The following is a 25,691-nucleotide window of genomic DNA, read 5'->3' on the forward strand; positions in this document are numbered from 1 at the left end:
CTGTTCCTTTGTTGACAAAAGAGGGCTATAGCCGTATTCACACTCTTTCGGACAATTGCGATTGCTCAAAGCCTTACAGCAGACGGGTTTTTACTCAGCACTCAGCACTTTGCTATACTAGTTCGGGGTGCGAACTATGCGAGCAGAAACTTGGGATTTGCTCAATTCGTTCGCTAAACGATATGCTTGGTGTTTGTAGAGCGGATACTGTAACGTTGCAGGTAGTTGGTTCATCAGCGTTCTTGCCATCTGCATATCACAGCCAGCAATTCGAGAGATTATCGCCGCCCCTTCAAATACCGCTTCTGATGAATTAGCTCTTTCAACTCGTACAAACCATTGAGTAACTGCGATCGCTCCCCGTTCCACTCGTTGCAGTCCTTCAATTGTGGCCAAAACTACTAAGCGATCGCCTACAATCAGCTTGGTATCATCAGAAGGCATAAACTTAGCACTTTGATGCCCAGCTTTAGCGTGGTAAATTGGTACTACTCCATAACCGTAAGCAATCTCCGCTAGCAACTTGCCGTTGAGGGTATCATTTGCTTCAATATAATATTCCGTGACTAGTGTGGTTTGCTTGTTTAAGCTAAACAAATTTAGGACATTTTCCCCAAATGCTGCCGCCGCAAATGCTTCGGCTGCCACTGCATAAGCACCTAAAACCCTGGCATATGGCAGCATCCGAGCCACATTTTCGCTGAAACGCGGGTCAAAGGTGCGGATGACTAAATTGGCTGTGGGGTTGACAGCATGGGTTCTCAAGCCAATTTCTAAGTTTGCTACCTCATCATCGGTGACAACAATTACACTTTTGGCAGTGGTAATATTGACTCTATTTAGAGCATTTCTGATATTCCCCGAAATTAGCGGCATCTGGGATAGTACGCTTGGTTCTAGGTCGGTAGCGTGAACTCCCACCAACGGTTGCTTGAGTTCTTGCAGCAGTTGTGCTACTCGTTGACCTACTCTCCCCAAACCAATCAGCACTACATGGTCTGCTTTGGGAACCGGAGGACGACGCTTAGAAAACTGGAATCTGGCAGCTAAGAGACGCTCAGTCATAATGGCATAGAGAATACCAACAAAAACTGTTCCCGCAACAGTTAGGCTGATACTGAACAAATGCAGCCACCAGGGAATTGGAAAGGATAGTTGTAGTTGCCCAAATAAGTTATCGTAACCACCAATGCTCAGAACGAGGGCGACATTTAGGGCATCTTGCCAAGTGATATTAGGATATTGCGATTTATATAGCAGCGTTCCACAAAGAAATAGGATGACGATGAAAATGCCACTGACAAAGGCTACACGACGCGTTTGGCTGCTCTCTTCCCAAAACAGGGTCAGCTTGCTACGTAGGTTTCGCCGCGTCATCCCGGTAAGTAGCGCAGCGCACAATTGCCTGATACTTGTGACAGGTCGTGCTGAACGAGCAACTAAATTTTCAGTAGCCTCTATATAGGCAATAGTATCTCCTGGGAGGACTTTAGTATCTACTTCCCATTGGTAAAATTGCTTTAATAAGGGTTTTCCTGGCCTTGTGTGGGTGAGAACTCGTCTATTTGCACTATTAATTTCATCAATTTGACGGTGATGCCAACGATGGGAAACATCGATTGGCACTCTGACCACTCGTAGTAAGCGATTTTCGAGAGTGAAAAATCCTCTTGTTTCACTGCTTAAGGCTGCTAGTGCAAAGCTTTTGGCTGGTAGCTGAGTAGCTTCAAAAGCCACAAAATTACCGAGATTTTGGCTGAGTAACTCATTAAGATTATCCTGGGCTGAACGAATCACCAAGCGAATATCGGGATTTAGCGATCGCGCTGCAAAAGCCGCTGCAATATTCACCCCTTCATCACTGGTTACAATCAGAATTGCCCGACACTGCCGAATTTCTCCCTGTTCTAATATCTTAAGTTGGCGACAGTCACCAATTATCAATTTGTCTACTAAGTCAGGTAAGTCAGGGATTTTCCAATTTTGAATATTTGCAATTTCAATAGCATTTACCTTTACGCCAAACTCCTTCAGCACAGATACGCAATACTGTCCTAGATTGCCAAGACCACAAACTAAGAAAGAATTTGCACTTGTTGTTGCGTTCTGTCCCATAATCAAAGCTATCAAGTGTACTGTCTCAAACAGTTATGGGTTTTGAGGCAGGAGGCAGGAGGCAGGAGGTAGAAACTCTTTATATCTGAATGAATCAGTCCTGCATTTTGTACCTCACGCGCCTTGCAATCTGCTGTTTGTAATTAATTCTGTCTTGCTACTTGATCCTAAGCCACCTGCTTAAATCTCAGCCCTTCCAATTGATGCTGCTCTACTACGTCCTTGAATTTTTGAGATACTAATATTCCGAATTTGCATTCTGGGACTGCAAAAAAATGCCGATCTTGAATTAACTCTTCTTTAAAGGCATGCTTTCTTATCCTTAAAACTTTACCAGTTTCTTCAAATATAAACAAATCCGCCTTTGAACGATCGAGGCAATCAATAATATTAATTACTTTTAAAATATTAAACTCACCTTCATTGCATTGCAATGGCAGCAGTTTAACGCTATCACCAATTAAAGGTTCTAAAATTTTCCAAGCCCTATTATTACAAGCAAAAGTCCATCCAGTAACTCCAAGTAAATCACCTCGTTTAGTACCGAATGATTCAATTCCCACTGGTAAAGGAATCCATTCACTCTTTTCTTCAACGTCTTGATACATAGCAAAATTAAGAAACCTGAATAAAATGTCATGTGACTTTTCTTGATCCAGATAATAAAACCCATCATAATTATCGCCATCAGGAATAGGAATATAAATATTCATGTAAATCTATCTCCATTAAGTTTTTGAAATAAATATATTACGGTGGGAAAGTTCCGGTATTTTAGCAGCAATATCTTGAAGTATAGCTTCAGCTTGAGCTTTACTTGTAGCTTGTCTAAGTTCTAAATCAATAGCCTTAGTTAAAAAGTACTATCATTGGATTCATCCTGGACAATCGTTAAACCCAAAGCTTTATAAGCAGTTAGCATCTTATTGGATACTGTTGGTGCAGTTACAAGGTAAGTTAGTGCATGAATCGACTCGACTACATAAGGAGCAGCTGTGTCTAACTTCTCTGCTGTCGCTAATCCAACTACTTCCGCGGCTCCAGCAATCATTGCTCGTTTAACATGAGCTTCTTCTAAATTCGGCACGCTAATACCAACTTCTGGATGCAGACTACATACGCCCAACATGCACAAATCTGCACGAATCATCCGTAATGCCTCAATTGTAGCTGCACCCACGTTTACTAAGGCTTTTTTGTAGAGTTGTCCGCCCAACATCACAACTTGAATGTGGGGATGCTCTGCTAATACAACGGCGATTGGAGGACTATTTGTGACGATTGTCGCTTGTAAATCCAAGGGCAAATGACGAGCTACTTGGAGAGTTGTCGTACCGCCATTTAAAATTACCACTTGCCCCGTACAAATCAATTTTGCAGCAGCACGGGCGATCGCTTCTTTTTCTTTTGGTGCTTGTTTTTGCCGATCTGCATAACTAGCGATCGCCGGAGAAGTCAAAAGCGCTCCTCCATGAACGCGCTGCAAAAAACCAGATTCGGCTAATTCCCGCAAATCCCGACGAATCGTATCCTCGGAAACCTTTAGCACAGCACTTAGTTCCGATGACAGCACCTTTTTATCACGACGCAGAATTTCTAAGATGAATTGTCGCCGTTCTGCCGTTAGCATAGAAGGTTTTTCATGAAATTGCATATTTGCCCTTGAAATTGCACGTTTGTGAGTTTATACTTATAGAAATGCAGGTTTTTGCATGTTTGTCGTTGGCTTTAAATAAATTCAAGCACATTTGCGCACAGGAGAGTTTAACGATTTTAGCCGATCCCTCGTAGCAACGGAAGCCTCTAAACTACATGATTCCTCGTAGACCACTCGTCAAGAAAAAGGATGGAACGATTTAAGCAAAAACACATTTAACTTGCGCGATCGCTGACGAAGGTTATTGATAGTCATCAATCCACACTTCAAATAAAAGGCCTAAAACATGACAGTTACTAATACGCAATTTCCCATTAATCTCGGTGCTTATAAACCTCTAGCTCTCAATCCCACAAATCCAACTCTTACAGACGAACAAAGAGAAATCCTCAGAGCAAACATTCAACTGTGCCGCGATGCGATCGTTTTGTTTACAGCTACTGGTGCTGCCAGAGGAGTAGGCGGTCACACTGGTGGCCCTTACGACACAGTACCAGAGGTGATGATTCTCGACGCATTTTTCCGAGGAGCAGCCGATAAATTTGTGCCCATCTTCTTTGATGAAGCGGGACATCGAGCCGCAACTCAGTACTTAATGGCAACCCTACAGGGTGAGTTAGATGCCGACCAACTTCTACACTATCGTGAGGCACACTTTGCCTTACCAGGACATCCCGAACTAAAACTAACCCCTGGTGTGAAGTTTAGTACTGGACGACTGGGGCATATATGGCCCTACGTTAATGGTGTGGTCTTAGCAAATCCCGGCAAGGTCGTTTTCTGTCTTGGTTCTGATGGTTCGCAACAAGAAGGCAACGACGCGGAAGCTGCGCGTTTAGCTGTTGCTCAACATCTCAATGTCAAGTTAATTATTGATGATAACGATGTCACCATCGCCGGACATCCATCCAAATATCTACCCGGTTTCACAGTCGCCAAAACCTTACAAGGTCACGGGTTGAAGGTACTAGAAGGAGACGGGGAAGACTTAGACGATTTATATCGTCGTCTTTGCGAAGCAGTAAATACTCCCGGCCCCATCGCTCTAGTTAACAAACGCCCGATGTGTCCTGGTATCGAAGGGTTAGAAGGCTCAACTCACGGTCACGATGTGATCTCGGTAGACTTGGCGATTAAATATCTTGAATCACGCGGACATACAGCTGCTGTCGAATGTCTGAAAAACATTCAAAAACCCAAACAAACCTATACTTTTGTTGGTTCTGGCGATAAATGGGGCGCTAACCGCAATGTATTTGGCGAAGCAGTGGTTGATGTCTTAAGCCGGATGAGTGAAGCAGAACGCAAGCAAAACGTCAAAGTCATCGATAGCGATTTAGAAGGTTCTTGCGGACTCAAGAAAATTCACGATACATACCCCGAAATTTTTATTTCTTCTGGAATTATGGAGCGGGGCAACTTTTCTGCTGCTGCAGGGTTTGGCATGGAGGAAGGCAAGCAAGGAATTTTTGCAACTTTCAGCGCTTTCTTAGAAATGTGCATCTCAGAAATTACGATGGCACGGCTGAACTACTCGAATGTTCTTTGCCACTTTTCCCACGCAGGTATCGATGATATGGCAGATAACACCTGCCACTTCGGTATAAACAACATGTTTGCTGACAACGGCTTGGATGATGGCCAAGCAACACAGCTGTTCTTTCCCGCAGATACTAATCAGATGAAAGCTTGTGTAGAAGCTGTGTTCTTTCAGCCGGGACTGCGGTTTATTTTCTCCACTCGTTCTAAAGTGCCGAATATTCTTGACAGTAACGGTAAGGACTTTTTTGGTGGTGACTATAAATTTACCCCTGGTAAAGATGAGGTGATTCGAGAAGGGACACAAGGCTATATCGTCAGTTTTGGTGATGCTTTATATCGTGCCGTCGATGCAGTGGAACGTCTCAAACAGGAAGGGCTGGATGTAGGTTTGATTAATAAACCTACCTTGAATGCTATTGATGAAGAAGCGATCGCAAAAGTCGGTAAAGCTCCTTTTGTCCTTGTAGTGGAAGCATTCAATCGGCGAACCGGATTAGGTAGCCGTTTTGGTTCCTGGCTATTAGAGCGCGGGTTTACTCCTAAATACGCTCATCTTGGCACTCATAAAGAAGGTTGCGGCGGTTTATGGGAACAGTATCCACATCAAGGCATCGATCCAGTGAGTATTATGAACAAGGTGAAAGACTTAGTTAAATAACAGGACTTACGCACAAAGATTGTCTGTTGAGACTGAGTATAAGGGTGTAAGGTTTCCCTCTCTTACACCCTAAGTTTATTGGGAATGTATTCGCCTCAGTCAATCTTTTAGTGTTACTCCCATCATTATTAGTTATCTACTGTTCGCCACTAGGAAAATCTAAAATTACAATTTGCGATCGCTCAACAGTTCGAGTGAGAAATATTTCATAATTAAAGAAGCAACAAAGCATTAATTACTGCAATGTTGTTAACTAAAATTAACAAAAACAAGGTCGGTTAATATGACTGACAATACACAAAAATTAGCAACTCCCGACCACAGCATAGGCAATATCATGATTATCTCTCTGCTAGCCTTCTGTGGACTAACTTTCATTATTCTTTTAGGACTTTTTTAGTGCTTGACTATACGTGCAAAAACCTCTATGGAAGCAGATTAATTTTAACTGCTTCCATTTTTAATTTGAGGTTATATATAGCACTTAGTCTAAGCGATTGGAAATCGCAGCTATACAAAGGTGTCGGCTCGGTCGATACTCAATGCCGATTGCCCTTCTTGCGTAGTTGAGGCGGGGAGCGATCGCTATTGTTACTCATTAGATGCTATATATAGCGTTTACCGACTTGGTGAGGTACGTTTTCAAAGCTACTAACCTTGGTAAATAATATTTGTGTGTACCTCATTTGCTTAGGAAACGCTATATTAAGGATTTCCAAAGAATCAATTATTTAAATATCCTGAATTCTGACTTCTGGATTCTTCTCAAGAATTATCCATTTTGTTCTGGTTGTGTTAAATCAATAACTTTATCAATGCGAAAGTTTTTAACCCAATTAACCAAGGTGTTGGCTAGATGAGCAGATTCTTTAGGAATTTCTTCTAGTAAGTTGAAAATCAGTTTTTCATTAGTACATAATGCTGCTTGGTGTAGCTTTGTTAGCCACCCAGAAGGCATCAAAGCTAGAGCCTCTTCTAAAGATAAAAGCTCAAGGTTAGAAGTTTCTTCTAATTGGTTTTGTTGAGGAGTTTCCCGTTCATAGACATAACGCACACCCAAATATTTAGCTATTTTGTCTAGGATGACTTCCTCGCGGAAAGGCTTACGTACAAAGTCGTTGCAACCTGTAGACAAAATTAGAGAGCGTTCCTCTTCAAAAGCACTAGCAGTCAGAGCAATAATTACGGTAGCCTCACCCTTTAAAGTAGCTCTAATCTGTCTTGTAGCTTCATATCCATCCATCTCTGGCATTCGCATATCCATCCAAATCAGATGCGGTTCCCAACTTTTCCAGAGGCTGACTCCTTCAAGACCATTTTCAGCAGCACGCACCTCAAAGCCAAGCGATGAAAGCATTTTCACTAAGAGTAGGCGATTTTCTCTTTTATCTTCAATCACTAAAATACGGTATTTTGGTTGATTGGTTTCTAAACCAATCGCTCGTTGTTTTAACTGTTTAGTTTGAACTTCAGCTACTTCTGCTGGACGAATCTGGATTTCAAAAGAAAAAATAGTTCCTTGACCTAAAGTACTTTTAACAGTTATTTCTCCCCCCATCAGACGCACGAATTGTTGGCTAATGGTTAAGCCTAAACCCGTTCCTTGCTGAGATTTTTGCCCGGATTCTGTTTGCATAAAAGGTTTAAATAACTTTTCAAAATCGTGAGGAGCAATACCAAGGCCAGTATCTTCGATTTCAAAATGAAGGTAAGTAGGAAACTCAGGATTTTTTGTAGGGATCAAGGGCAATTGAGAGTGGGTAACAAGGCAATGGGGATTAGGAGTTTTTGTTCTGACGCGGAGTGTTACTCCCCCTTCTTGAGTAAATTTTAGAGCGTTCCCAAGCAGATTAATCAAAATTTGACGCAATTTACTTTCATCTGTATGCACATATATAGGTACATCAAGACTACGCTCAAAAATTAGTTGTAAGCTTTTGGCTTCTGCTTTGAATCGGAACATTTCTTCTAAAGAATCAAGCAGGCCGTATAGGTCAAAACTATTTTCGGTGAGTGTCATTCGACCTGCCTCAATTTTTGACATAGATAATACGTCATTAATTAAGGTCAGCAAATACTCGCCACTGCGACTAATAATTTCTAGATGTTCTAATTGAGAAGAATTAATCGCGGGATCGCGACTCATGAGTTGAGTAAATCCTAAAATGCTGTTAAGAGGCGTGCGGAGTTCGTGGCTCATGTTTGCCAAGAAAGTACTTTTGGCAAGATTGGCATTTTCAGCAGCTTCTTTAGCAACTCGTAGTGCCTCTTCTGCTTGGTAGCGAGATTGCCCGATCGCAATTAATTCACTAACTCGTTGCAGTAAACTAATTTCATCTTGACTCCAAATTTTAGAGCCATTCATTGCTTCTAATTCCAGTAGTCCTACTACTCTATCTGAGTGAATTATTGGTACAAAGACTATAGATTGAATCAATTCTTCGTTGGTTGCATCTACAAGACGGGAAACTTGTAAGCCTTGGGTTGGTTTTCCATTCAGAATCTGGCTGTAGAAACAAGTAAATGGCTCAACGGCAATTGTTTGAGCAGTCTTAGGTAAGTAGTTAATACTAGCAGTACGCCACTCACGAACTAATTGAAACTCTATTTTGGGTTCAAAGTATTCAAAAATACAGCTGCGTATTGCTCCTGTAAACTCTGCGATCGCCCGTAGGGTAAAATCGATAGCAGTATCTCCATCTTGGTCAATAAACTGTCGAGAAATACTATTAACCAAACTGTCTACCTGAGCGCGGTACTGAAGTGCGGCTTCGGCTTCTTTGCGAACAGTTATATCGGTGACAACACTTTCAATACAGTTTTCTTCAACGTTTAGCAGTGATGAAAATAGCCCCCAGCGTGTTGCGCCATTGTGTTGGCGAAATTGAATTTCAAAGTTGTTTGCTACACCTTGTTCGCGCAGTTCAGTTAGCATCTGTTGATAAGCGCTCTTATTGGCATAAAACTCGGTAATTAAACTTTTGCCAATGGCATCTTTGACGCAACTGTAACCTATAAGCTCGGCAAAGCGTTGATTTCCTTCTAAAATTATTCCATCCTCAATTCGACTACGAAAAATGCCGACTTGAGAATTCTCAAAAATATGGCGAAACTTTTGTTCGCTTCGACTTAAGGCTTCTTCTGCTTGTTTGCGCTCGGTAATCACCCGCGCCACACTAATAATCAGTGAGTTGCCATTGCTATCTTGTGACATCGCTAAGTTAGTAGTTTGCCACTGCCAACTACCATCTTTGAGCCTGACTCGGTATTCGATTCCAGATTGCTTTTCATCTGCTGTGGCTAATCTTTTGACTGCTACTAAAAATTTTTGTTGGTCGTCAGGATGAATGAAGTTGATGAAACAGTCTCCCTTGAGTTCAGTAAGATCGTATCCAGTCAGATTAGTTAAATTTGGGGAAACGTATGAAATTCTGCCGTCTATGTCAATCAAAGAAATTATGTCATTGGCATTTTCGACGATGCGGCGGTACTTAGCTTCACTTTCACTTAAGGCTACTTCTGCTCGCTTACATTCGGTAATATCTCTATAACTCCACACCCGACCATTGATTTGATTGCCATGCCATTGGGGTTGGGAGTAGCGCTCAATCATCCGTCCATCCTTGAATTCCAGTAAATCCAAAGCTTCTTGTTCGGGGCAATTAAAGAAAAGATGCTTGATTCTCGTCACAAAGGCTTGTGGATCTCGCATCTGTGCAGCCATAAACCTCAATCGTTCTTCGCCCCTTCCTGGCAGCAGTAACGATTCAGGCATTGACCACATCTGGAGAAACTTTTGATTAAAGACTGGGACGTTAAGATTATTATCGATGACTAAAATACCATCGGCAGTAGATTCTAGCGTTGCTTGGAGTAAAGATAAAGATTCTTGTCGTTTCTGTTCTGCTGAGGAGCGTTCTGCTGCTAGACGCTTTGCTTGCGATACATCCCGAATTACTAATATAGCTAACCTGTTGCCATCAGGCAGTTCTACAGCATTTCCCATAATCTCTAAAGTGAGGCAGCGATGTTGACATTGTTCTTGAATTGCCAAGGCATAGTTGCTGAACTGCGTTGGACTTGTTTTTGCTACGCTTTGCTGAAATTCGTATTCTGTTGCTTCATACTCTCCCCTTAAAACTCGTACATTAGGGAAAGATTCAGGTGGCACAAGTTGACCGATTTGTTTTAGAGGTAATAGCTCGATCAAATTTTCGCCTACAACTAAGATGTGGGGTTTATTTACCAACTGGTCGAAAGCAGCATTACACCACTGTACTTTTCCATCTTTACCCGTCCAAACAATAGCATCAGCAATCGCGCCTAGTGCCACTTCCATTTTGCCCAGAGTCGCCCGCAATTGCTCGACTAAACCTGTTAAATCAGCACTCATAGACACCTCCTTAAAGAGGACGCAGAATTGCCATAAACGCCCACACTCCCTGGTGTTTTTCTGCCACGATTAAATGCTCTGCTGGAATTTCCTTCCCATCTTTGGTAATTCCAATTAGGCGTATTGGGTGATTTAATATACTTGATTTTTCTGTAGTTAAAAAACGCGAGAATCCCAGATGATGGGGGGCATGAAAACTTTTAGGAATAATTACTGTAATAATTTGTCCTTTAATTTCATCCGTACTCCAACCAAAAACAGAGGTAAAGCAGTCATTCACATAGGTAACTAAACCATGATTATCTGTCATTACGAAAGGCACATCTATTTCCAGTTTCATGTCATCAAAGGTTTTCATGGTTGCTTTACTTCAAAAATCAAGAATGGGAACTATACGCTCAACGATGACAGAGAACTGGGGGGATGAGGGAGCTAGGAAAGCAGGGAAAGAACAATAACTTTCTAACGACCAAGTCCAAGACTGAGAATATACTGACTTATTACTAACTTTCAAGTCAGATAAATAAGTATTTACACGTTGTTAAACTATGTTACGGTTGTTGCGATCGCTTTGTTATTTTCCCTTTCCCCTTTAACCTTTAACCACAAGAGTGCAAAAGTTCTTTTTGCAAGAGGTCTATTAAAGTTTGATGGCAACGATGCGAATTCGTCGGTAGTCGGCTGTCCAAGTACCTTCATGATAGAGTGTCGGCTTGAGGTATTCTTCGATAGCGCCAGTTACTTGTGTTTGTTGTTCGGCAGACAGTCCCGCTAAGAAAGAACTTGCAAACATTTGCATCCAGTTTGCTATACCTGCTTCTTTTTCTGCTAAAGCAGTGGGACGGTCAAACAGAATCGCATAAGTAACATCAAAGCCTTGCTTTTCTAGAAGAGTGGCATACTCACCAATACTAGGAAAATACCAGGGATTTAGTTTTTCTGTAGGGAGATTAAACGCTGCCAAAGCGCTGTACAAAGCCTGAAGAATCGCTTGTATATTTCCCTTACCGCCAAACTCGGCTACAAAACGCCCTCTTGATTTTAAAGCCTGATATATGCAAGCGATCGCTGCATCTGCTTCTTTTACCCAATGCAAAGCAGCGTTAGAAAATACAGCATCCAAGGGCTGTTCTACTTGAAAGTTCCTAGCATCGCCAACCTCAAAACGCAGATCGGGATAGTTTTGTCTAGCCTTCTCAATCATTGCAGGTGCGCTATCAATTCCCATAACTTCAGCCCCTGCCAAGGCAATTTTCTCTGTGAGTTGCCCAGTACCACAACCAAGATCCAAAATGGATTCTCCTGGTTTTGGGTTGAGCAATTTTAGCAAGTCTTCGCCATATTGCCACACGAAGGCGTGTTTATCTTCATACAAGTTACTGTCCCAATTTGTGTCGGGTATCAAAACATTATTCATAAGCAGTGAAATTACATAAATTTACTTCGCTAATCTTCAACCAAATGTTTTAGGTTAATGACCGCTTAATAATTACAGTAAATAAGATTTTTAATCATGTCCAATATATTTTTCTATCTTAAGTAATATGTAAAAAATATGAATTCAAATATATTGATGGAACTACGACACCTGCGCTATTTCGTCACTTTGGCAGAAGAACTGCACTTCGGACGGGCAGCCGAACGATTGCATATTGCCCAACCTCCCTTAAGTCAACAAATTCGACAGCTAGAGAAGGAATTGGACTTTGAATTGTTTCACCGCACGAAACGAAATGTGCAGTTAACGGCAGCAGGGCAAGTTTTTCTGGGTGAAGTGCAGCAAATTTTTAGGCAATTGCAGCAGGCAATCGAAGTCGGACAACAAACCAGTAGAGGCGAAGTTGGAAAGTTGATAATTGGCTTTGTCAGTTCAGCAGGGTATAATATTTTGCCAATTCTTCTGCGAAACTTTCGGGGTAGCGTTCCTGGTGTGAGTTTGGAATTACACGAACTGACTACAGATTTGCAGTTAGAGTGGTTGCGGCAAGGTCGAATGGATGTAGGATTCTTGCGTCCGCCTGTGGAGGACAATATATTTAGTTGGGAGATAATTTTTCAGGAATCATTGATACTAGCACTTCCTGAAACACATTCACTGGCAAATAAATCTTATATTTGTTTGCGATCGCTTGCCAACGAACCGTTTATTTTATTTCCTAGAATATTAGCACCTGGACTGTATGACTTAATTATTAGTCTCTGCCAACAAGCAGGCTTTAGTCCTACGGTTACTCAAGAAGCCATCCAGATGCAAACGATTGTTAGCTTAGTTGCAGCAGAGATGGGTGTGGCGATTGTGCCAGCATCTTTGCAAAACTTGCAACGGACTGGAGTAGTTTACAAAACTGTACAAGAATCTACCCCAAAGGTGAGCATTGCGATGATTTGGCGAAAAAACGAGACATCCCCAACCGTACAGAAGCTTGTGGAGATAGTTAGACAAATTGCAAAGCAGTTATGAATAGAGGATGTCTCGTTAAGAAATTCGATATAGTTTACTTTCTATCAGTCAACTTATCTAAGAAATCCATTTTCACGGCAAAGTTGATAATATCTTGCCCTGTGCGAGAATCTTTGTATTCAGCATTATTCAGAGCCACAATATAAGGGTTGCCATTAATCACACCGATAATAGGGCCGCCGGAAGAACCCTTAGCAGTAGCGCAATCATGTAATAAAAGACCTGATTCTTCACTAACAATACTGCATCCTGCCTCATAACTTGCTGTCCATCCAGGCCTCGCACTGAAATATTTTTGATACCTATCGTTAGGGAAATCACGAGAATAGCCGACGAAAAAGAACGCTTTTTGGTTGTGAGTCAGGGTAGAAGTAGGTATTGATTTCCATCCTACATGACCGTACTTGCGACCTAAAGGATGATTGAGTTTCAGAATCGCCCAATCATTAGCACTAATATCGCTGCTTTGCTTGAAATCTGTACCGTAATAAACCTGTTCAACTTCCGCTACATCTTCGTAATTTTTATCGATGACGTTGGGCATAAACTGGATTTTGGTTTGCAGTTCTTTATATTGATAGAGGAGGTTGTCAAATTCTTTTTTGAGGGCAACGGCTTGAGTTTCATTGTTAATAGATAGCTGTTGTAAGAGTTTAGCTGTGACATTTGACTGTCTATAATTGCTTGTGATGGACTCGGCTGTCGATCTGAAGCGACTCTCATCCACTCCCTGAGTTGGTCATGCATCCTCACCCAAGTTCCATCTTTGCGCCAGTTACGGAAATAAGTATAGACTGTCTGCCAGTTTGGCAAGTCTCCAGGCAAAGCACGCCATCGACAGCCTTCACACAACACATAGAATATAGCGTTAAGAATGTCTAAAATATGGACTTCACGCTTACGACCACCTGGTTTTGCAGGTGGTATTAACCCACTAATCAATTCAAACTGCTCTGCGGTCAAGTTACTAGGGTAAACTTTTCTCATCGCTCTCAATGGTGCTGTATCTACGTATTTACAGCTTACGCCCTGAGAGCTTTTTTACTGCCTCACCGACTTTTCAAACATCCTCTAAACTCGACTTTATAAATGGTCTCTAATTCACAAATTAAAAGATATAAATTATAGCTAAAGCAATACAGCTATAAAAATTAAAAATTGCCTAAAATACTCTAATTTAAGCTGAAATATTTCCATATAAATGCTGAAAAATCAAGCATTTTATGAGATTTTTTAAGTTTTATAAAAACCCCCCTTGATTTTATGAAAAAATTATGCAAGGCTTAATTGTAAGTAAAATACTATAAATTGACCAATAAACCGGAGTTTATGGAATTGTAGATGCCAAACCAAGTGGAATATGCATCGCTTAACTGTTCTGATTATCATCATTGCAGTTTGCATTCTTATCTAGGTTTTTGTGTAGTACCTAACGGAACTTAAACATTTTTGAGGTAGAAACAGGCTCAAACCTATATAGGGTAACGAAAATACACCGAAGGCTCAAAAATACTTGAAACTTAGATATAAAGAAACTAAGAAAACAATGTCAAAGTCTTACTGTGTATATATTTGATTGTTTTTTCAAGCTACTTTTTTTCTAAGTCCCACTAAGCTCAAATATCGAGGCGAAGAATTCAATGAATAGTTACCATTGGCGATCGCAAGATTCATCTACTATTGATATTGATATTGATCCCAATTTACAGACAGATGTTCTCGTGATTGGTGGTGGCCCGGCGGGTACTTGGGCTGCTTGGAGTGCGGCATCTAACGGTGCAAGAGTTATTTTAGTTGATAAAGGCTACTGTGGTACAAGTGGCTGTGCAGCCGCATCGGGTAATGGTGTATGGTATGTACCACCGAATCCGGAAGCAAGAGAAGCGGCAATGTCCAGTCGGGAAGCTTTAGGAGGATTCTTATCCAATCGCGATTGGATGCAGCAGGTATTAAATCAGACATATACCAACATCAACCTATTAGCAGAATGGGGTTATCCTTTTCCTGTTGATGAAGAAGGGAAACCCTATCGGCGCAGTCTCCAAGGGCCTGAATATATGCGCATGATGCGAAAGCAAATCAAACGGGTGGGAGTAACAATTTTAGATAATAGTCCCGCCTTGCAACTATTAGTAGACGCAGAAGGCGTAGTTGCTGGGGCAACAGGCATAACCCGTCAAACGGGTAAGCAATGGGTTGTACGTGCCAACTCAGTAATCATTGCCACTGGTGGGTGTGCTTTTTTGAGCAAAGCACTAGGTTGCAATATCTTAACTGGGGATGGATACCTGATGGCAGCAGAGGCGGGTGCTCAGATGTCAGGGATGGAGTTTTCTAACGCATATGGCATCTCTCCCGCTTTTTCCTCAGTCACCAAGACTCTGTTTTATAATTGGGCAACTTTCACTTACGAAGACGGTACGCCTATACCTGGGGCAGGTTCGCAACGAGGGCGTTCGGTAATTGCTCAAACTCTGTTGACACAACCAGTCTATGCCATCTTAGATCGAGCCACTGAACAGATGCAGGCACAGATGCGAACAGCACAGCCTAATTTCTTCTTACCATTCGATCGCGCAGGTATCGATCCCTTTAGCCAACGCTTCCCCGTGACTTTGCGTTTAGAAGGAACAGTAAGGGGTACGGGCGGGATTCGCATTGTTGATTCTACTTGCGCTGCATCAGTTCCAGGGCTTTATGCAGCGGGGGATGCTGCTACCAGAGAATTAATTTGTGGTGGATTTACTGGTGGTGGTAGCCACAATGCAGCATGGGCGATATCTTCCGGTTACTGGGCAGGAAAATCTGCGGCTGAATATGCCCAGAATTTGGGAGAGTGGGGCAAACAACGCCCTGTAGAAGCAGTCGGTGAAGCAGGTTTGATAAGCGGTGGGAATTACCAAATCAAAGCTGAAGAAGTTATTCAAGCAACACAGGCAGAGGTTTTTCCCTACAATCGCAATTATTTCCGTAACGAACAAGGCTTGACTGAATCATTGCAGAGATTAAATCACCTTTGGAAAGAAATTCGTAGTAGCCAAGCTGGAGATTCTCAAATTCTTCAGGTACGAGAAGCCGCCGCAATGGTAGCTACAGCCAGATGGATGTACAGCAGCGCCCTACAACGAAAAGAAAGTCGCGGGATGCACAAACATCTGGATTATCCAGAGATGGATGCTAACCAGCAACATTATTTAGTTAGTGGTGGTTTGGATAAAGTCTGGGTGAGAAGTGAAGGATTAGGGACAAACAAGGAATTGGCGATCGCATCTTCTTGATGAGCTTTTTTTGTTTGGCGCATTCGACAAAATCTTTCCGCAGGTTAGGCGCAAAGGCGCAAAGAAAGAACCAAGATTAGTTTCAAAATCTATAATCCAAAATTATTTGACATGATTGAGTTAGTAAGCGCTTCACGCTGCATTCAATGTAATATTTGCGTTAACGTTTGCCCAACAAACATCTTTAATAAAGTGGCAGATGCACCACCTACTATTGCTAGGCAAAGTGATTGTCAAACTTGTTTCATGTGCGAATTGTACTGTCCGGTGGATGCTTTGTATGTAGCACCACAAGTCGATCCGCTAGATTCAGTAGATGAAGAATCCCTCCTAGAAGCTAAACTTCTGGGTAGTTATCGCAGAAATGTCGGTTGGGGACGCGATCGCACTTCGTTAGCGAAAGAAGATTCCACGCACCAAATACTCAAGCAGCTCAAATAACATAATTTGTTGTTTTCTCCTCCACATTTTCTGTGTCTTTGCGTTTTGTTTACCATGCCTACTTCTATTCCCTCTTTGCCTAAACTACCAACTCTGGCTATCTCTAGCCTTTTATTTCTCAGTACTGCTTGCAGTTCTCAACAAACTGTTTCCCAAGCTGTACCTAATCCCACAACAACAGCTGCGGCTAAAACTACCACCTTGCGTTTGGGTTTTATTAGTAATGGCAAGATTAAAACACCCACTGGGCCAGCAGGATGGGCAATGCATCAAGGTAAACTCTTGCCAGAATTGCAAAAAATAGGGATTACAGAAATCAAGACATTGAATTTTCCTAACGGCCCCAACCTGAATGAAGCCTTGGTAGCGGGGGCAGTGGATGTAGGTATTTATGGTGATACACCTGCACTAGTAGGCAAAGCTAAGGGACTTCCGACGCGATTGATTGGGCAAGAACAAGTAGGGACGAATGCTTGGTTACTGGCAAAGAAAAACGGCCCGCGTTCTATAGCAGAACTCCAAGGGCAGAAGGTAGCGACTTCTAAAGGTTCTTATATGCATCGCTATTTAATTGGATTGTTGCAAAAGTCTGGGATTAGCGATCGCGTCACTGTAGTTCACCTGCTACCAAGTGAAGCCCAAGCCGCATTAGAACGGGGAGATGTGGCTGCAATTGCTGCATCTACTGGTACGGGGCCGCTGTTACAAGCGAAAGGGTATCCAGTGTTAGATGAAGCGATTAAACATCCAGATTTACCAGGCACAAGCGTAACTGTAGCCACAGAAGCTTTTCTGGCTCAACATCCAGATTTTCCGCAAAAATGGAATCAGATCAAACAAGCATCTGTCAAAGATATTCAAGCGAACTCACAAGCTTACTACAAATTTCATGCTGATGTGTCAGGATATCCTCTTGATGTAGTTAAGGCTTCTTTTCCCATTACACAATTCCCAGTAGAACCTTTGCCAGCTCGAGGAGTGCAACTTTTAGAAGGCACAAAAAAATTTTTAATCTCGCAGAAATTAGCTGAGTCTGATTTTAAATTGAATGATTGGATTGCAACACAGCCAAAACAATAACAATTCAAAAGTAAAAGGGACTGGGGATTGGGAGTTAGGGATTGGGTTATCAAATGAAAAATTGTGGAAGGGGCTTTGACCCCTCCCAAATTCTGGAACAATTACCCAGTACCTAGTACCGGAGCGGCGTACTAGAGCCACCAACATAAATGTATGGTGGAGGATTCCGACGCTCGATGACTCGCTAACGCTGCGCTATCGCCGCGACTAGTTAAAGACATTTTCAGACTGTGGTTTAAATGAGTGAAAATTGCTGTAATAGCGATCGCATGAACTTGGTCTGAGCCAGAGATTTTGCGATTGCCTCGCTTCACTCTGTTTCGCAGAGCAATGACATGCAAAAAAGTGGGATGCTCCCGATCGTATATTGCTCTGTTACACTCAAAATATCAAAGGAGTAGGGTATCGTGAAGCTAATTTTACCAATAGAAGTTGCTGATGAAATAAAGCCGCATCTACCTAACGATACAACATTTGTCCGGGCAGATGTTGATGGCAATATTGATGGTGATGCTACAGATGCGGAAGTATATTTCAGTTGGCTGTATTATATTAAACCTACAACTTTACAGAAAGTCTTAGAATCAGCACCTAAATTGCGTTGGCATCAAGCAACAAATGCAGGTGTAAATAACATTCTCACACCACAATATTTAGAACGTGAGATCGTTCTGACTAATGGCGCAGGACTTCATGCGATTCCTATAGCCGAATTTGTCATTACTTATATTTTGTCTTACGCCAAGAACTTTCAGAAATTGCATGAATTGCAAGCTCAAAAGAGTTGGCAACGAGGCTTGATAAATGAAGAACTGCAAGATAAAACATTATTAATTATTGGTGCAGGTGGAATAGGGCAAGAAATTGCCAAGCGTGCTAAAGCTTTTGGTTTAAATATTTATGGTAGTCGCCGTCATCCCCAACCATTACTTAACTTTGACAAAGTGGTGGGTGCTAATGAATGGAAAGCACTCTTAGGTGAAGCTAACTATGTAGTCATTGCTACACCTCTTACCAAAGAAACTAAAGGATTAATTGATGCAGAAATCTTCAGCCTTATGCGTCCCGATGCTTATCTAATTAACATTGCGCGTGGTGCAATTGTTGATGAACCTGCACTGATAAAAGCGTTACAAACAGCTAAAATTGCTGGTGCAGCTTTAGATACAGTGTTTACAGAACCGTTACCCCCGGAAAGTCCTTTGTGGACTCAACCAAATATTTTTATTACACCCCACTGTTCAGGCCATTCTCCCAAAACCAAAGAGCGAGCGCTCTCACTTTTTCTCGATAATTTTACACGCTATTACAACGACCAACCTCTACGGAATATTGTAAATAAGGATGCTGGTTATTAGTTTGTAGTAAGGACTTTAGTCTTGTTTTTGAAGACTAAAATCCTCACATAGATTACTCTTGTTCCTAAATGCGACGCTCTAAGCATTGACGTGAGAGAACAGGGATTTCAATTTCTACCTAATTCAACCCTTCAGGTGATGCTCTTACGTCGGTCTAAGCGAAGCTATACCGTAAGGCTTTAAAGGTCGTTGGTGAGCCAGTGCGTTGGGCAGGTTAAGAGACTTGAAGCAACTGGCGAACCCGAAGGGCAGCTCGAAGGTTGGTTTAAAACTGCTAAAGATCGCTTCGGATTACATCGTTTTGGTGAGTCAGCGCTCTTAGTAGGGTTTCCCTCCGGAGCCACTTGCACAGGAAGGGTTTCCCACGCCACTTGCCACAACGGGGGGAACCCCCCTTCGGGTGACGCTCGCAGGCTCGCTAACGCTGCGCTAACACAGTTGCCTGCGGAGGGAAACCCGTCGCTGCGATCGCTCGTGCATAGATAACTCTGTGCGCCTTCTTGGGAGTTTCTGATGCGGGGGTATGTTGTAGAGTGAAAGTAAGAATATTGCAATAGACCAGTCCGAAAACTAAATTTCTGTAAAGAGACGCTCTCTTGTCCTCAACAGCTGTTACACCAAGCTTAGAGGCGATTAACTTGAAATGTTAAAAAAATAAAAAATAAATTTTTACGGCAATTACATAGAAGCTTGTCGATTTTAAGTTAGCAAACAATAGTATATTAGCCGATTACAATCAAACCTTAACACCAGTATGATCTAGTCAAATGTATGCCAATTAATACATTATTTTCTATTCAAAGCAAATGCTAATTAAACAACTTCAATTCCTATTAAAATAACCTGAAAATAGCAAATTAATTTTGAAAATTTGCATTCAAATTTGGCGCAAGAAAATTTCGTATCTTCTTTATGTATTATTTCTTCTCACGTTATTTTTTGGAAAAATTAGCACTCCTAGCAATCGCTTTTATTACTGAATAAATGTTAAAAAATAGGCTAAATTTTTATAAAACGTCTTAATAAATTTAATTTTATATATAAATATATATTAAACCTTTCTATTTTTCTAATTCTTGTAATGATAATATTATAGATTTAGGTTTAGCAAAAATTTCAATTTAAGATACAGGTAGTTTAAATACAACTAACAGTATATACAGAGCTAATTAAAAATTATAAAAAAATGATTAGAAATTCCAAATATCAAGTTATAGAAAAAATTTCTGAAGGGATAGAGACTGTTGTTTATAGAGGATGGGATATTGTAAATAAAAAAAATGTTATTTTAAAAACTCTTAAAAACGAGTATTCTAATATTGAATATGTTACAGAGTTTAAACATGAGTATGAAATTGCTAACTCTCTAAATTTACCAGGCATTATTAAAGTATACGGATTGGAAAATTTCCAAGACTCCATTACTTTAGTATTAGAAGATATTGCAGGACAAAATCTAAAACAATACATAGACAATGTTAAAGTTAATGTAATAGATTGCTTAAAAATCTCTGCTCAAATTGCAGCAACTATTACAAGTTTGCACGAAAAAAATATTATTCATAAAGATATTAAACCACAAAATATAATTATCAATCCCAAATTACTACAAGTTAAGATTACTGATTTTAGTATTGCATCACGGTTGTCAAAAGAAAATGCAATTATTAGTAATCCCAATTTGCTTAAAGGAACACTTGCTTATATGTCTCCAGAGCAAACAGGGCGGATGAATAGGTCAATTGACTATCGTACAGATTTTTACTCTTTAGGTATAACTTTGTATGAACTGTTAACATCCAAATTACCATTTAATTGCACCGATCCCTTAGAAATAATTCACTGTCATATTGCCAAACAACCTATACCTCCTCATCAAGTTAATCCACAAATTCCAGAGGAGTTATCTAATATTGTGATGAAATTGTTATCTAAAACTGCTGAAGAAAGATACCAAAGCGGCTTAGGATTAAAAGCAGATTTAGAAATTTGTCTTAAACAGTTATTGAATAATGGCAAAATTGAAAATTTTATTCCTGGACAATTGGATAAATTTAGTCAGTTTACTATTCCTCAAAAACTTTATGGACGTAAAGAAGAAATAGCATGTTTTATATCAGCTTTTGAGCGAATAAGTGCCGGAAAAACTGAGATGATTTTAGTCTCTGGTTATGCAGGGATTGGTAAATCTTGCTTGGTTAATGAAATTCATAAACCTGTTATTAAGCAACGGGGATATTTTATATCTGGAAAGTTCGATCAATTTAAGCGAAATATTCCTTATACTGCTTTGATTCAATCATTTCAAGAATTAACCCAACAACTTTTAACAGAAAGTACTGAAAAAATATTAGTTTGGAAACATAAGCTTTTAGCAGCATTTGGTGACATCGGTCAAGTTATTATTGACGTTATTCCCGAAATTGAAAAAATTGTTGGTCAACAGCCATTTGTCCCCCAGTTAGGAGCAACTGAATCACAAAATCGCTTTAATCGAGTATTCCAAAATTTTATTCAGGTCTTTACTCAAAAAGAACATCCACTCGTATTATTTTTAGATGATTTACAATGGGCAGATTTAGCCTCTCTAAAATTGATTAAGATGCTGATGGGTGAACTTGATAGCCAATATTTATTAATGATTGGGGCTTATCGAGATAACGAAGTCAGATCGACTCATTATTTGCTTCAAACTTTAAATGAAATTCAAAAAGCAGGAACAGTTGTAAATAATATCATCCTCAAACCTCTAAAAATTGAAAATGTACATGAATTAGTAGCAGATAGCTTTCATAGCACCACAGAAAAAACAAAAATATTAGCTAACCTGATTTTTGATAAAACCCAAGGAAATCCTTTTTTCTTAAACCAGCTACTTCAAACTATGTATCAAGAAAAGCTATTGAATTTTGACTTTAATAGTGGAGTCTGGCAATGGGAAATTAATCAAATTCAGACCATTGGGATTACAGATTATGATGCCATAGAATTAATTGCTAGAAATATTAAAAAATTACCTAAAGAGACACAGCAGGTATTAAAATTAGCTGCTTGTGTAGGAAATCGCTTTAGTATAGATATTTTAGCAATTGTAAATGAAAAGTCTCAATCAAAAACCGCATTTGACTTATGGGAAGCACTACAAGCAAGTTTGATTTTACCACTAAGTGAAAACTATAAAGCTCCTTTATTTTTTGACCGCGATATATCTAGCTCGATAGTTTCTCAGGAATTGAAAGTTTCATATAAATTTTTACACGATCGCGTTCAGCAAGCAGCTTATTCCTTAATTCCAGAATCGCAAAAAAAACAAACTCACTTGAAAATTGGGCAATTACTACTAGAGTCTTATCAAACACAAGAAATAGAAGAAAATATTTTTGATATTGTCAATCATTTAAACTTTGGCATTGAATTTATTGACGAACAGTCTCAAAGAGATAAACTAGCTAAATTAAATTTGATAGCTAGCCAAAAAGCAAAAGCAGCATCAGCATACGAAGCTGCGCTAACTTATTCAAAAGTCGGACTAGAATTACTTAAACCTTCAAGTTGGGAAAGTAACTACGACCTGATGCTAGCACTGCATCTAGAAAGTGTAGAAATAGAATACTTAAATACTAACTTTAAACGCGCAGCTATTCTAACTGAAACTATCTTAGAAAGAGCCACCAATCTGTTCGATCTAGTAAAGGCTTATCAATTACAGATTCAGTTTTATATGGCTCAAAATCAGATGCTTCAAGCCATTGATACTGGACTAGAAGCGATCGCTAAACTAGGAATATCTCTATCGGAGACACCAAATAAGCAAACTACCGTCGCTAATTTACCTCAACTTCAAGATTTAGAAGATTTTCCAGTTGTCACAGATCCTTGCATACTAGCGGCTTTAAAAATTCTTGTTACTATTGCTGGTGCTGCTTTTATTACTAACCCAACAAAGACAAATTTTCCCCAGATAATCTTGACTGTTGTCAATCTGTGCATCAAACACGGTCATTCACCTTTAGCTGCCCATGGATATGCTTACTATGGTATGCTTTTGTGTGGCTATCTAGAAAATATTGATGCTGGATATCACTCCGGTCAAATAGCTTGGCAGATATTAGAGCAATTCCAAGTTATTGAACTTAAAAGCAAAGTATACGCACCATTTTATGGCTTTACGATTCATTGGAAAGAGCATCTTAGAGAAACGATTGCCCCTCTAAAAGAAGGAATTCAAAGCGCATTAGAACTTGGAGATTTAGAGTACGCTGGCTATTGCTCAGTTCACTATTGTGGTCATATATTTTTGAGTGGAGAACAACTAGAATTAGTAGCTCAACAGCATGTATCATATCTTGATTTACTGCAAAAATTTAAACTAGATTTTCCGATAAATTATATTAAAATTTGGCATCAACTAACATTAGCTTTACAAGGTTTATCACCAGATAAACATCTTTTATTTGGTGAAAGTTTTGATGAAGGCTCAATGGTGGCATATTTACAAAAGACTAAAAATTTTACTACTTTGTTTGTTGTGTATGTTGCCAAATTGATTCTCTTTTACTTATTCAAGGATTACACTCAAGCAGTTGATAACGCCAAATTAGCTTCAGAATATCTAAGCGGTGTCCTGGGAATGATGTCAGTTGGCATCCACAACTTATATTATTCGTTAGCCTTAATTGGTTTATATCCCAATGTCGAACCCAACATTCAACAAGAATATATAGCTATTATCAATAGCAATCAGGAAAAAATGCAGTTATGGGCTAATCTTGCTCCTGCTAACTATCAGCACAAATACGATCTAGTAGAGGCAGAAAAAGCACGAATTTTAGGAAATACCTTCGTTGCAATGGAGTATTATGAGCTAGCTATTCAAGGAGCAAAAGAACAAAGATATCTTCAAGAAGAAGCACTAGCTTATGAATTAGCAGCAGAGTTTTACTTTTCTCGTAGTAGAGATCGGCAGGCTATTTTCTACCTGAAAGAATCTTATCATGCTTATGTACGTTGGGGAGCTATTAAAAAAGTCAATGAATTAGAATCAAAATATCCCGACTATTGCCCATTAAGAATAAATCATGAATCATCTAGCTTAAAAGCTAGCTTACCAACGACTTCAAGTAAAATAAGCAATTTAGCGTCTTTTGATTTAAATACAGTTTTTAAAGCTTCGCAAGCTATTTCTAGTGAAATTATGCTAGATGATTTACTTGCAAAGTTGATGACAATTCTTATGGAAAATGCAGGCGCACAAAGCAGCTGCTTCCTTTTAGAGAAGAATGGTCAAATGATAATAGAAGCTGTAATGGGTGTTAATAACAATAAGCTATTGTTGGAAACATCAATAGCTTTAGACAATACTCAATATTTACCAGTATCAGTTGTTAACTATGTTGTGAGAACCAAGGAAAGCGTTGTTCTAGGTAATGCTAGCTGTGAAGGAATATTTGTTAGCGATCCTTATATTATTAACAATCAATGTAAATCTATTTTATGTACGCCGATAATTCATCAAAGTAAACTCATTGGTATTTTGTACTTGCAAAATAATTTAACAGTCAATGCATTTACGACTGAGCGTTTAGAAGTTTTAAAAATTCTGTCCTCTCAAGCAGCTATTTCCATTGAGAATGCAAAACTTTATACTAATTTATCTAAATTGAATGATAATTTACAACAAGCTAACCAGGAATTGGAGAACTATAGCAAAACCTTGGAACTAAAAGTAGAAGAAAGAACACAGGAATTACATGAAAAAAATGTGTGTTTGCAGGAACAAGCACAAAAGTTAAAACTCACCCTCCAGCAACTACAAACTACGCAATTACAGATGATTCAAAAAGAAAAAATGTCTAGTTTAGGTCAACTAGTTGCTGGTATAGCTCATGAAATTAATAATCCAATTAACTTTATTTATGGCAATATTACCCATGCCAGTGAATACATTAAAGATATATTACATCTCATTAAAATCTACGAGCAAGAGTCACCTAATTTAACTCCTCAAATACTGGCAGAACAAGAGGATATCGATTTGGAATTTTTGCTCGAAGATTTACCCAATTTACTATCTTCCATGAAAGTTGGAGCCGATCGCATTCGCCAGATAGTTCTCAGCTTACGTAACTTCTCTCGTTTAGATGAAGCCGAGATGAAAGAAGTTAATATTCATCATGGTATTGATAATACCTTACTAATCTTACAGCATCGACTCAAAACTGACTCAGTAAATTCAAAGATTCAAATTATCAAAAATTATAGTTGTTTACCATTAGTAGACTGTTATCCCAGTCAACTCAACCAAGTATTTATGAATTTGTTAGCTAATGCTATTGATGCTTTAGAAGAGTATAACTCTATCCTTTCATTGGAAGAAGCTGAAATAAATCCAGGGTATATCAAAATTACTACTGAGTTATTAGAGCAAAATTTGCTCTTAATTCGCATTGCTGATAATGGAATGGGTATGACCTCAGATACACTTTCTCAAATTTTTAACCCTTTCTTTACTACTAAACCCATTGGGAAAGGTACGGGTTTGGGATTATCTATTAGTTACAACATTATCGTGGAAAAACATGCAGGTAAGATAAGTTGCTCGTCAATACCAGGACAAGGAAGCGAGTTCTTAATTGAACTTCCAGTACATCATAATAATTCTAAATTAATCAAATGAAGAGAAGTTAGAATTCAGGAGTTAGAATATCC

16 protein-coding genes and 1 pseudogene are annotated in these 25,691 nt (G+C 39.7%); 8 read left to right on the forward strand and 9 right to left on the reverse strand.

Annotated elements, in window-relative coordinates; all coding sequences use genetic code 11:
• Positions 1-117: 117 nt before the first annotated feature.
• The 3 genes from I8752_RS25805 to I8752_RS25815 form a co-directional block, all read right to left on the reverse strand.
• Positions 118-2,115, reverse strand: coding sequence for a potassium channel family protein (locus I8752_RS25805; protein ID WP_214435084.1), 1,998 nt, complete (start codon positions 2,113-2,115; stop codon positions 118-120).
• A gap of 167 nt (positions 2,116-2,282) precedes the next feature.
• The gene (locus tag I8752_RS25810; protein WP_214435085.1) at positions 2,283-2,828 is read right to left on the reverse strand and encodes an imm11 family protein; all 546 of its coding nucleotides are present in this window, start codon (positions 2,826-2,828) and stop codon (positions 2,283-2,285) included.
• Between the two features lie 140 nt (positions 2,829-2,968).
• A complete protein-coding gene (locus I8752_RS25815; RefSeq protein WP_225895908.1) occupies positions 2,969-3,769 on the reverse strand; it encodes a DeoR/GlpR family DNA-binding transcription regulator in 801 nt (266 codons plus the stop codon).
• Positions 3,770-4,058: 289 nt separating this feature from the next.
• On the opposite strand from I8752_RS25815, the gene I8752_RS25820 reads away from it, so the two are divergent.
• The gene (locus tag I8752_RS25820) at positions 4,059-5,972 is read left to right on the forward strand and encodes a transketolase C-terminal domain-containing protein (protein ID WP_214435086.1); all 1,914 of its coding nucleotides are present in this window, start codon (positions 4,059-4,061) and stop codon (positions 5,970-5,972) included.
• 772 nt (positions 5,973-6,744) lie between these two features.
• Here the strand turns inward: I8752_RS25820 and I8752_RS25825 are convergent.
• The 3 genes from I8752_RS25825 to I8752_RS25835 all read right to left on the reverse strand — a co-directional run bounded on the left by I8752_RS25825 (position 6,745) and on the right by I8752_RS25835 (position 11,782).
• Positions 6,745-10,365: a PAS domain S-box protein gene (locus tag I8752_RS25825; RefSeq protein WP_225895909.1), complete on the reverse strand. Its 3,621-nt coding sequence runs from the start codon at positions 10,363-10,365 to the stop codon at positions 6,745-6,747.
• 10 nt (positions 10,366-10,375) lie between these two features.
• The gene (locus I8752_RS25830) at positions 10,376-10,723 is read right to left on the reverse strand and encodes a PAS domain S-box protein (RefSeq protein ID WP_214435087.1); all 348 of its coding nucleotides are present in this window, start codon (positions 10,721-10,723) and stop codon (positions 10,376-10,378) included.
• A gap of 282 nt (positions 10,724-11,005) precedes the next feature.
• Positions 11,006-11,782 (reverse strand): methyltransferase domain-containing protein, encoded by a 777-nt coding sequence (locus I8752_RS25835; RefSeq protein ID WP_214435088.1) that lies wholly within the window; start codon positions 11,780-11,782, stop codon positions 11,006-11,008.
• A 156-nt stretch (positions 11,783-11,938) separates the two neighbouring features.
• Here I8752_RS25835 and I8752_RS25840 point away from each other — a divergent pair, with 156 nt between their 5' ends.
• A complete protein-coding gene (locus I8752_RS25840; protein WP_214435105.1) occupies positions 11,939-12,826 on the forward strand; it encodes a LysR family transcriptional regulator in 888 nt (295 codons plus the stop codon).
• Positions 12,827-12,860: 34 nt separating this feature from the next.
• On the opposite strand, the gene I8752_RS25845 is transcribed toward I8752_RS25840, so the two are convergent.
• Together I8752_RS25845 and I8752_RS25850 are read right to left on the reverse strand one after the other, a co-directional pair.
• A complete protein-coding gene (locus tag I8752_RS25845) occupies positions 12,861-13,370 on the reverse strand; it encodes a trypsin-like serine peptidase (protein ID WP_214435089.1) in 510 nt (169 codons plus the stop codon).
• A gap of 122 nt (positions 13,371-13,492) precedes the next feature.
• A pseudogene (locus I8752_RS25850) lies at positions 13,493-13,813 on the reverse strand (transposase); the annotation flags it as partial.
• Positions 13,814-14,466: 653 nt separating this feature from the next.
• On the opposite strand from I8752_RS25850, the gene I8752_RS25855 reads away from it, so the two are divergent.
• The 3 genes from I8752_RS25855 to I8752_RS25865 all read left to right on the forward strand — a co-directional run bounded on the left by I8752_RS25855 (position 14,467) and on the right by I8752_RS25865 (position 17,625).
• Positions 14,467-16,104, forward strand: coding sequence for an FAD-dependent oxidoreductase (locus tag I8752_RS25855; protein WP_214435090.1), 1,638 nt, complete (start codon positions 14,467-14,469; stop codon positions 16,102-16,104).
• A gap of 111 nt (positions 16,105-16,215) precedes the next feature.
• On the forward strand, positions 16,216-16,545 hold the full coding sequence (locus I8752_RS25860; RefSeq protein WP_214435091.1) for a 4Fe-4S dicluster domain-containing protein: 330 nt from the start codon (positions 16,216-16,218) through the stop codon (positions 16,543-16,545).
• Positions 16,546-16,599: 54 nt separating this feature from the next.
• Entirely contained in the window at positions 16,600-17,625 is a 1,026-nt protein-coding gene (locus I8752_RS25865; protein ID WP_214435092.1) for an ABC transporter substrate-binding protein, read from the forward strand.
• Positions 17,626-17,756: 131 nt separating this feature from the next.
• Here I8752_RS25865 and I8752_RS25870 read toward each other — a convergent pair whose 3' ends face one another.
• Entirely contained in the window at positions 17,757-17,939 is a 183-nt protein-coding gene (locus tag I8752_RS25870) for a hypothetical protein (protein ID WP_214435093.1), read from the reverse strand.
• Between the two features lie 93 nt (positions 17,940-18,032).
• Here I8752_RS25870 and I8752_RS25875 point away from each other — a divergent pair, with 93 nt between their 5' ends.
• From I8752_RS25875 to I8752_RS25885, 3 genes are all read left to right on the forward strand, one after another.
• Positions 18,033-18,983, forward strand: coding sequence for a D-2-hydroxyacid dehydrogenase (locus I8752_RS25875; RefSeq protein ID WP_214435094.1), 951 nt, complete (start codon positions 18,033-18,035; stop codon positions 18,981-18,983).
• Positions 18,984-19,175: 192 nt separating this feature from the next.
• Positions 19,176-19,469 (forward strand): hypothetical protein, encoded by a 294-nt coding sequence (locus I8752_RS25880; RefSeq protein ID WP_214435095.1) that lies wholly within the window; start codon positions 19,176-19,178, stop codon positions 19,467-19,469.
• A gap of 700 nt (positions 19,470-20,169) precedes the next feature.
• Complete coding sequence (locus I8752_RS25885) at positions 20,170-25,659, forward strand: ATP-binding sensor histidine kinase (RefSeq protein WP_214435096.1); 5,490 nt, start codon at positions 20,170-20,172, stop codon at positions 25,657-25,659.
• The last annotated feature ends 32 nt before the right edge of the window (positions 25,660-25,691 follow it).

The sequence above is a fragment of the Dendronalium phyllosphericum CENA369 genome, from assembly GCF_016056275.1.
GTDB classification, from domain to species: Bacteria; Cyanobacteriota; Cyanobacteriia; order Cyanobacteriales; family Nostocaceae; genus Dendronalium; species Dendronalium phyllosphericum.

Bases quoted from the DNA above. Each gene is read 5' to 3' on its own strand.
- I8752_RS25835 (WP_214435088.1), bottom strand. From the start codon at position 11,782: ATGAATAATGTTTTGATACCCGACACAAATTGGGACAGTAACTTGTAT.
- I8752_RS25885 (WP_214435096.1), top strand. From the start codon at position 20,170: ATGATTAGAAATTCCAAATATCAAGTTATAGAAAAAATTTCTGAAGGG.
- I8752_RS25855 (WP_214435090.1), top strand. From the start codon at position 14,467: ATGAATAGTTACCATTGGCGATCGCAAGATTCATCTACTATTGATATT.
- I8752_RS25825 (WP_225895909.1), bottom strand. From the start codon at position 10,365: ATGAGTGCTGATTTAACAGGTTTAGTCGAGCAATTGCGGGCGACTCTG.
- I8752_RS25810 (WP_214435085.1), bottom strand. From the start codon at position 2,828: ATGAATATTTATATTCCTATTCCTGATGGCGATAATTATGATGGGTTT.
- I8752_RS25815 (WP_225895908.1), bottom strand. From the start codon at position 3,769: ATGCAATTTCATGAAAAACCTTCTATGCTAACGGCAGAACGGCGACAA.
- I8752_RS25845 (WP_214435089.1), bottom strand. From the start codon at position 13,370: ATGCCCAACGTCATCGATAAAAATTACGAAGATGTAGCGGAAGTTGAA.
- I8752_RS25820 (WP_214435086.1), top strand. From the start codon at position 4,059: ATGACAGTTACTAATACGCAATTTCCCATTAATCTCGGTGCTTATAAA.
- I8752_RS25840 (WP_214435105.1), top strand. From the start codon at position 11,939: ATGGAACTACGACACCTGCGCTATTTCGTCACTTTGGCAGAAGAACTG.
- I8752_RS25805 (WP_214435084.1), bottom strand. From the start codon at position 2,115: ATGGGACAGAACGCAACAACAAGTGCAAATTCTTTCTTAGTTTGTGGT.
- I8752_RS25860 (WP_214435091.1), top strand. From the start codon at position 16,216: ATGATTGAGTTAGTAAGCGCTTCACGCTGCATTCAATGTAATATTTGC.
- I8752_RS25865 (WP_214435092.1), top strand. From the start codon at position 16,600: ATGCCTACTTCTATTCCCTCTTTGCCTAAACTACCAACTCTGGCTATC.
- I8752_RS25830 (WP_214435087.1), bottom strand. From the start codon at position 10,723: ATGAAAACCTTTGATGACATGAAACTGGAAATAGATGTGCCTTTCGTA.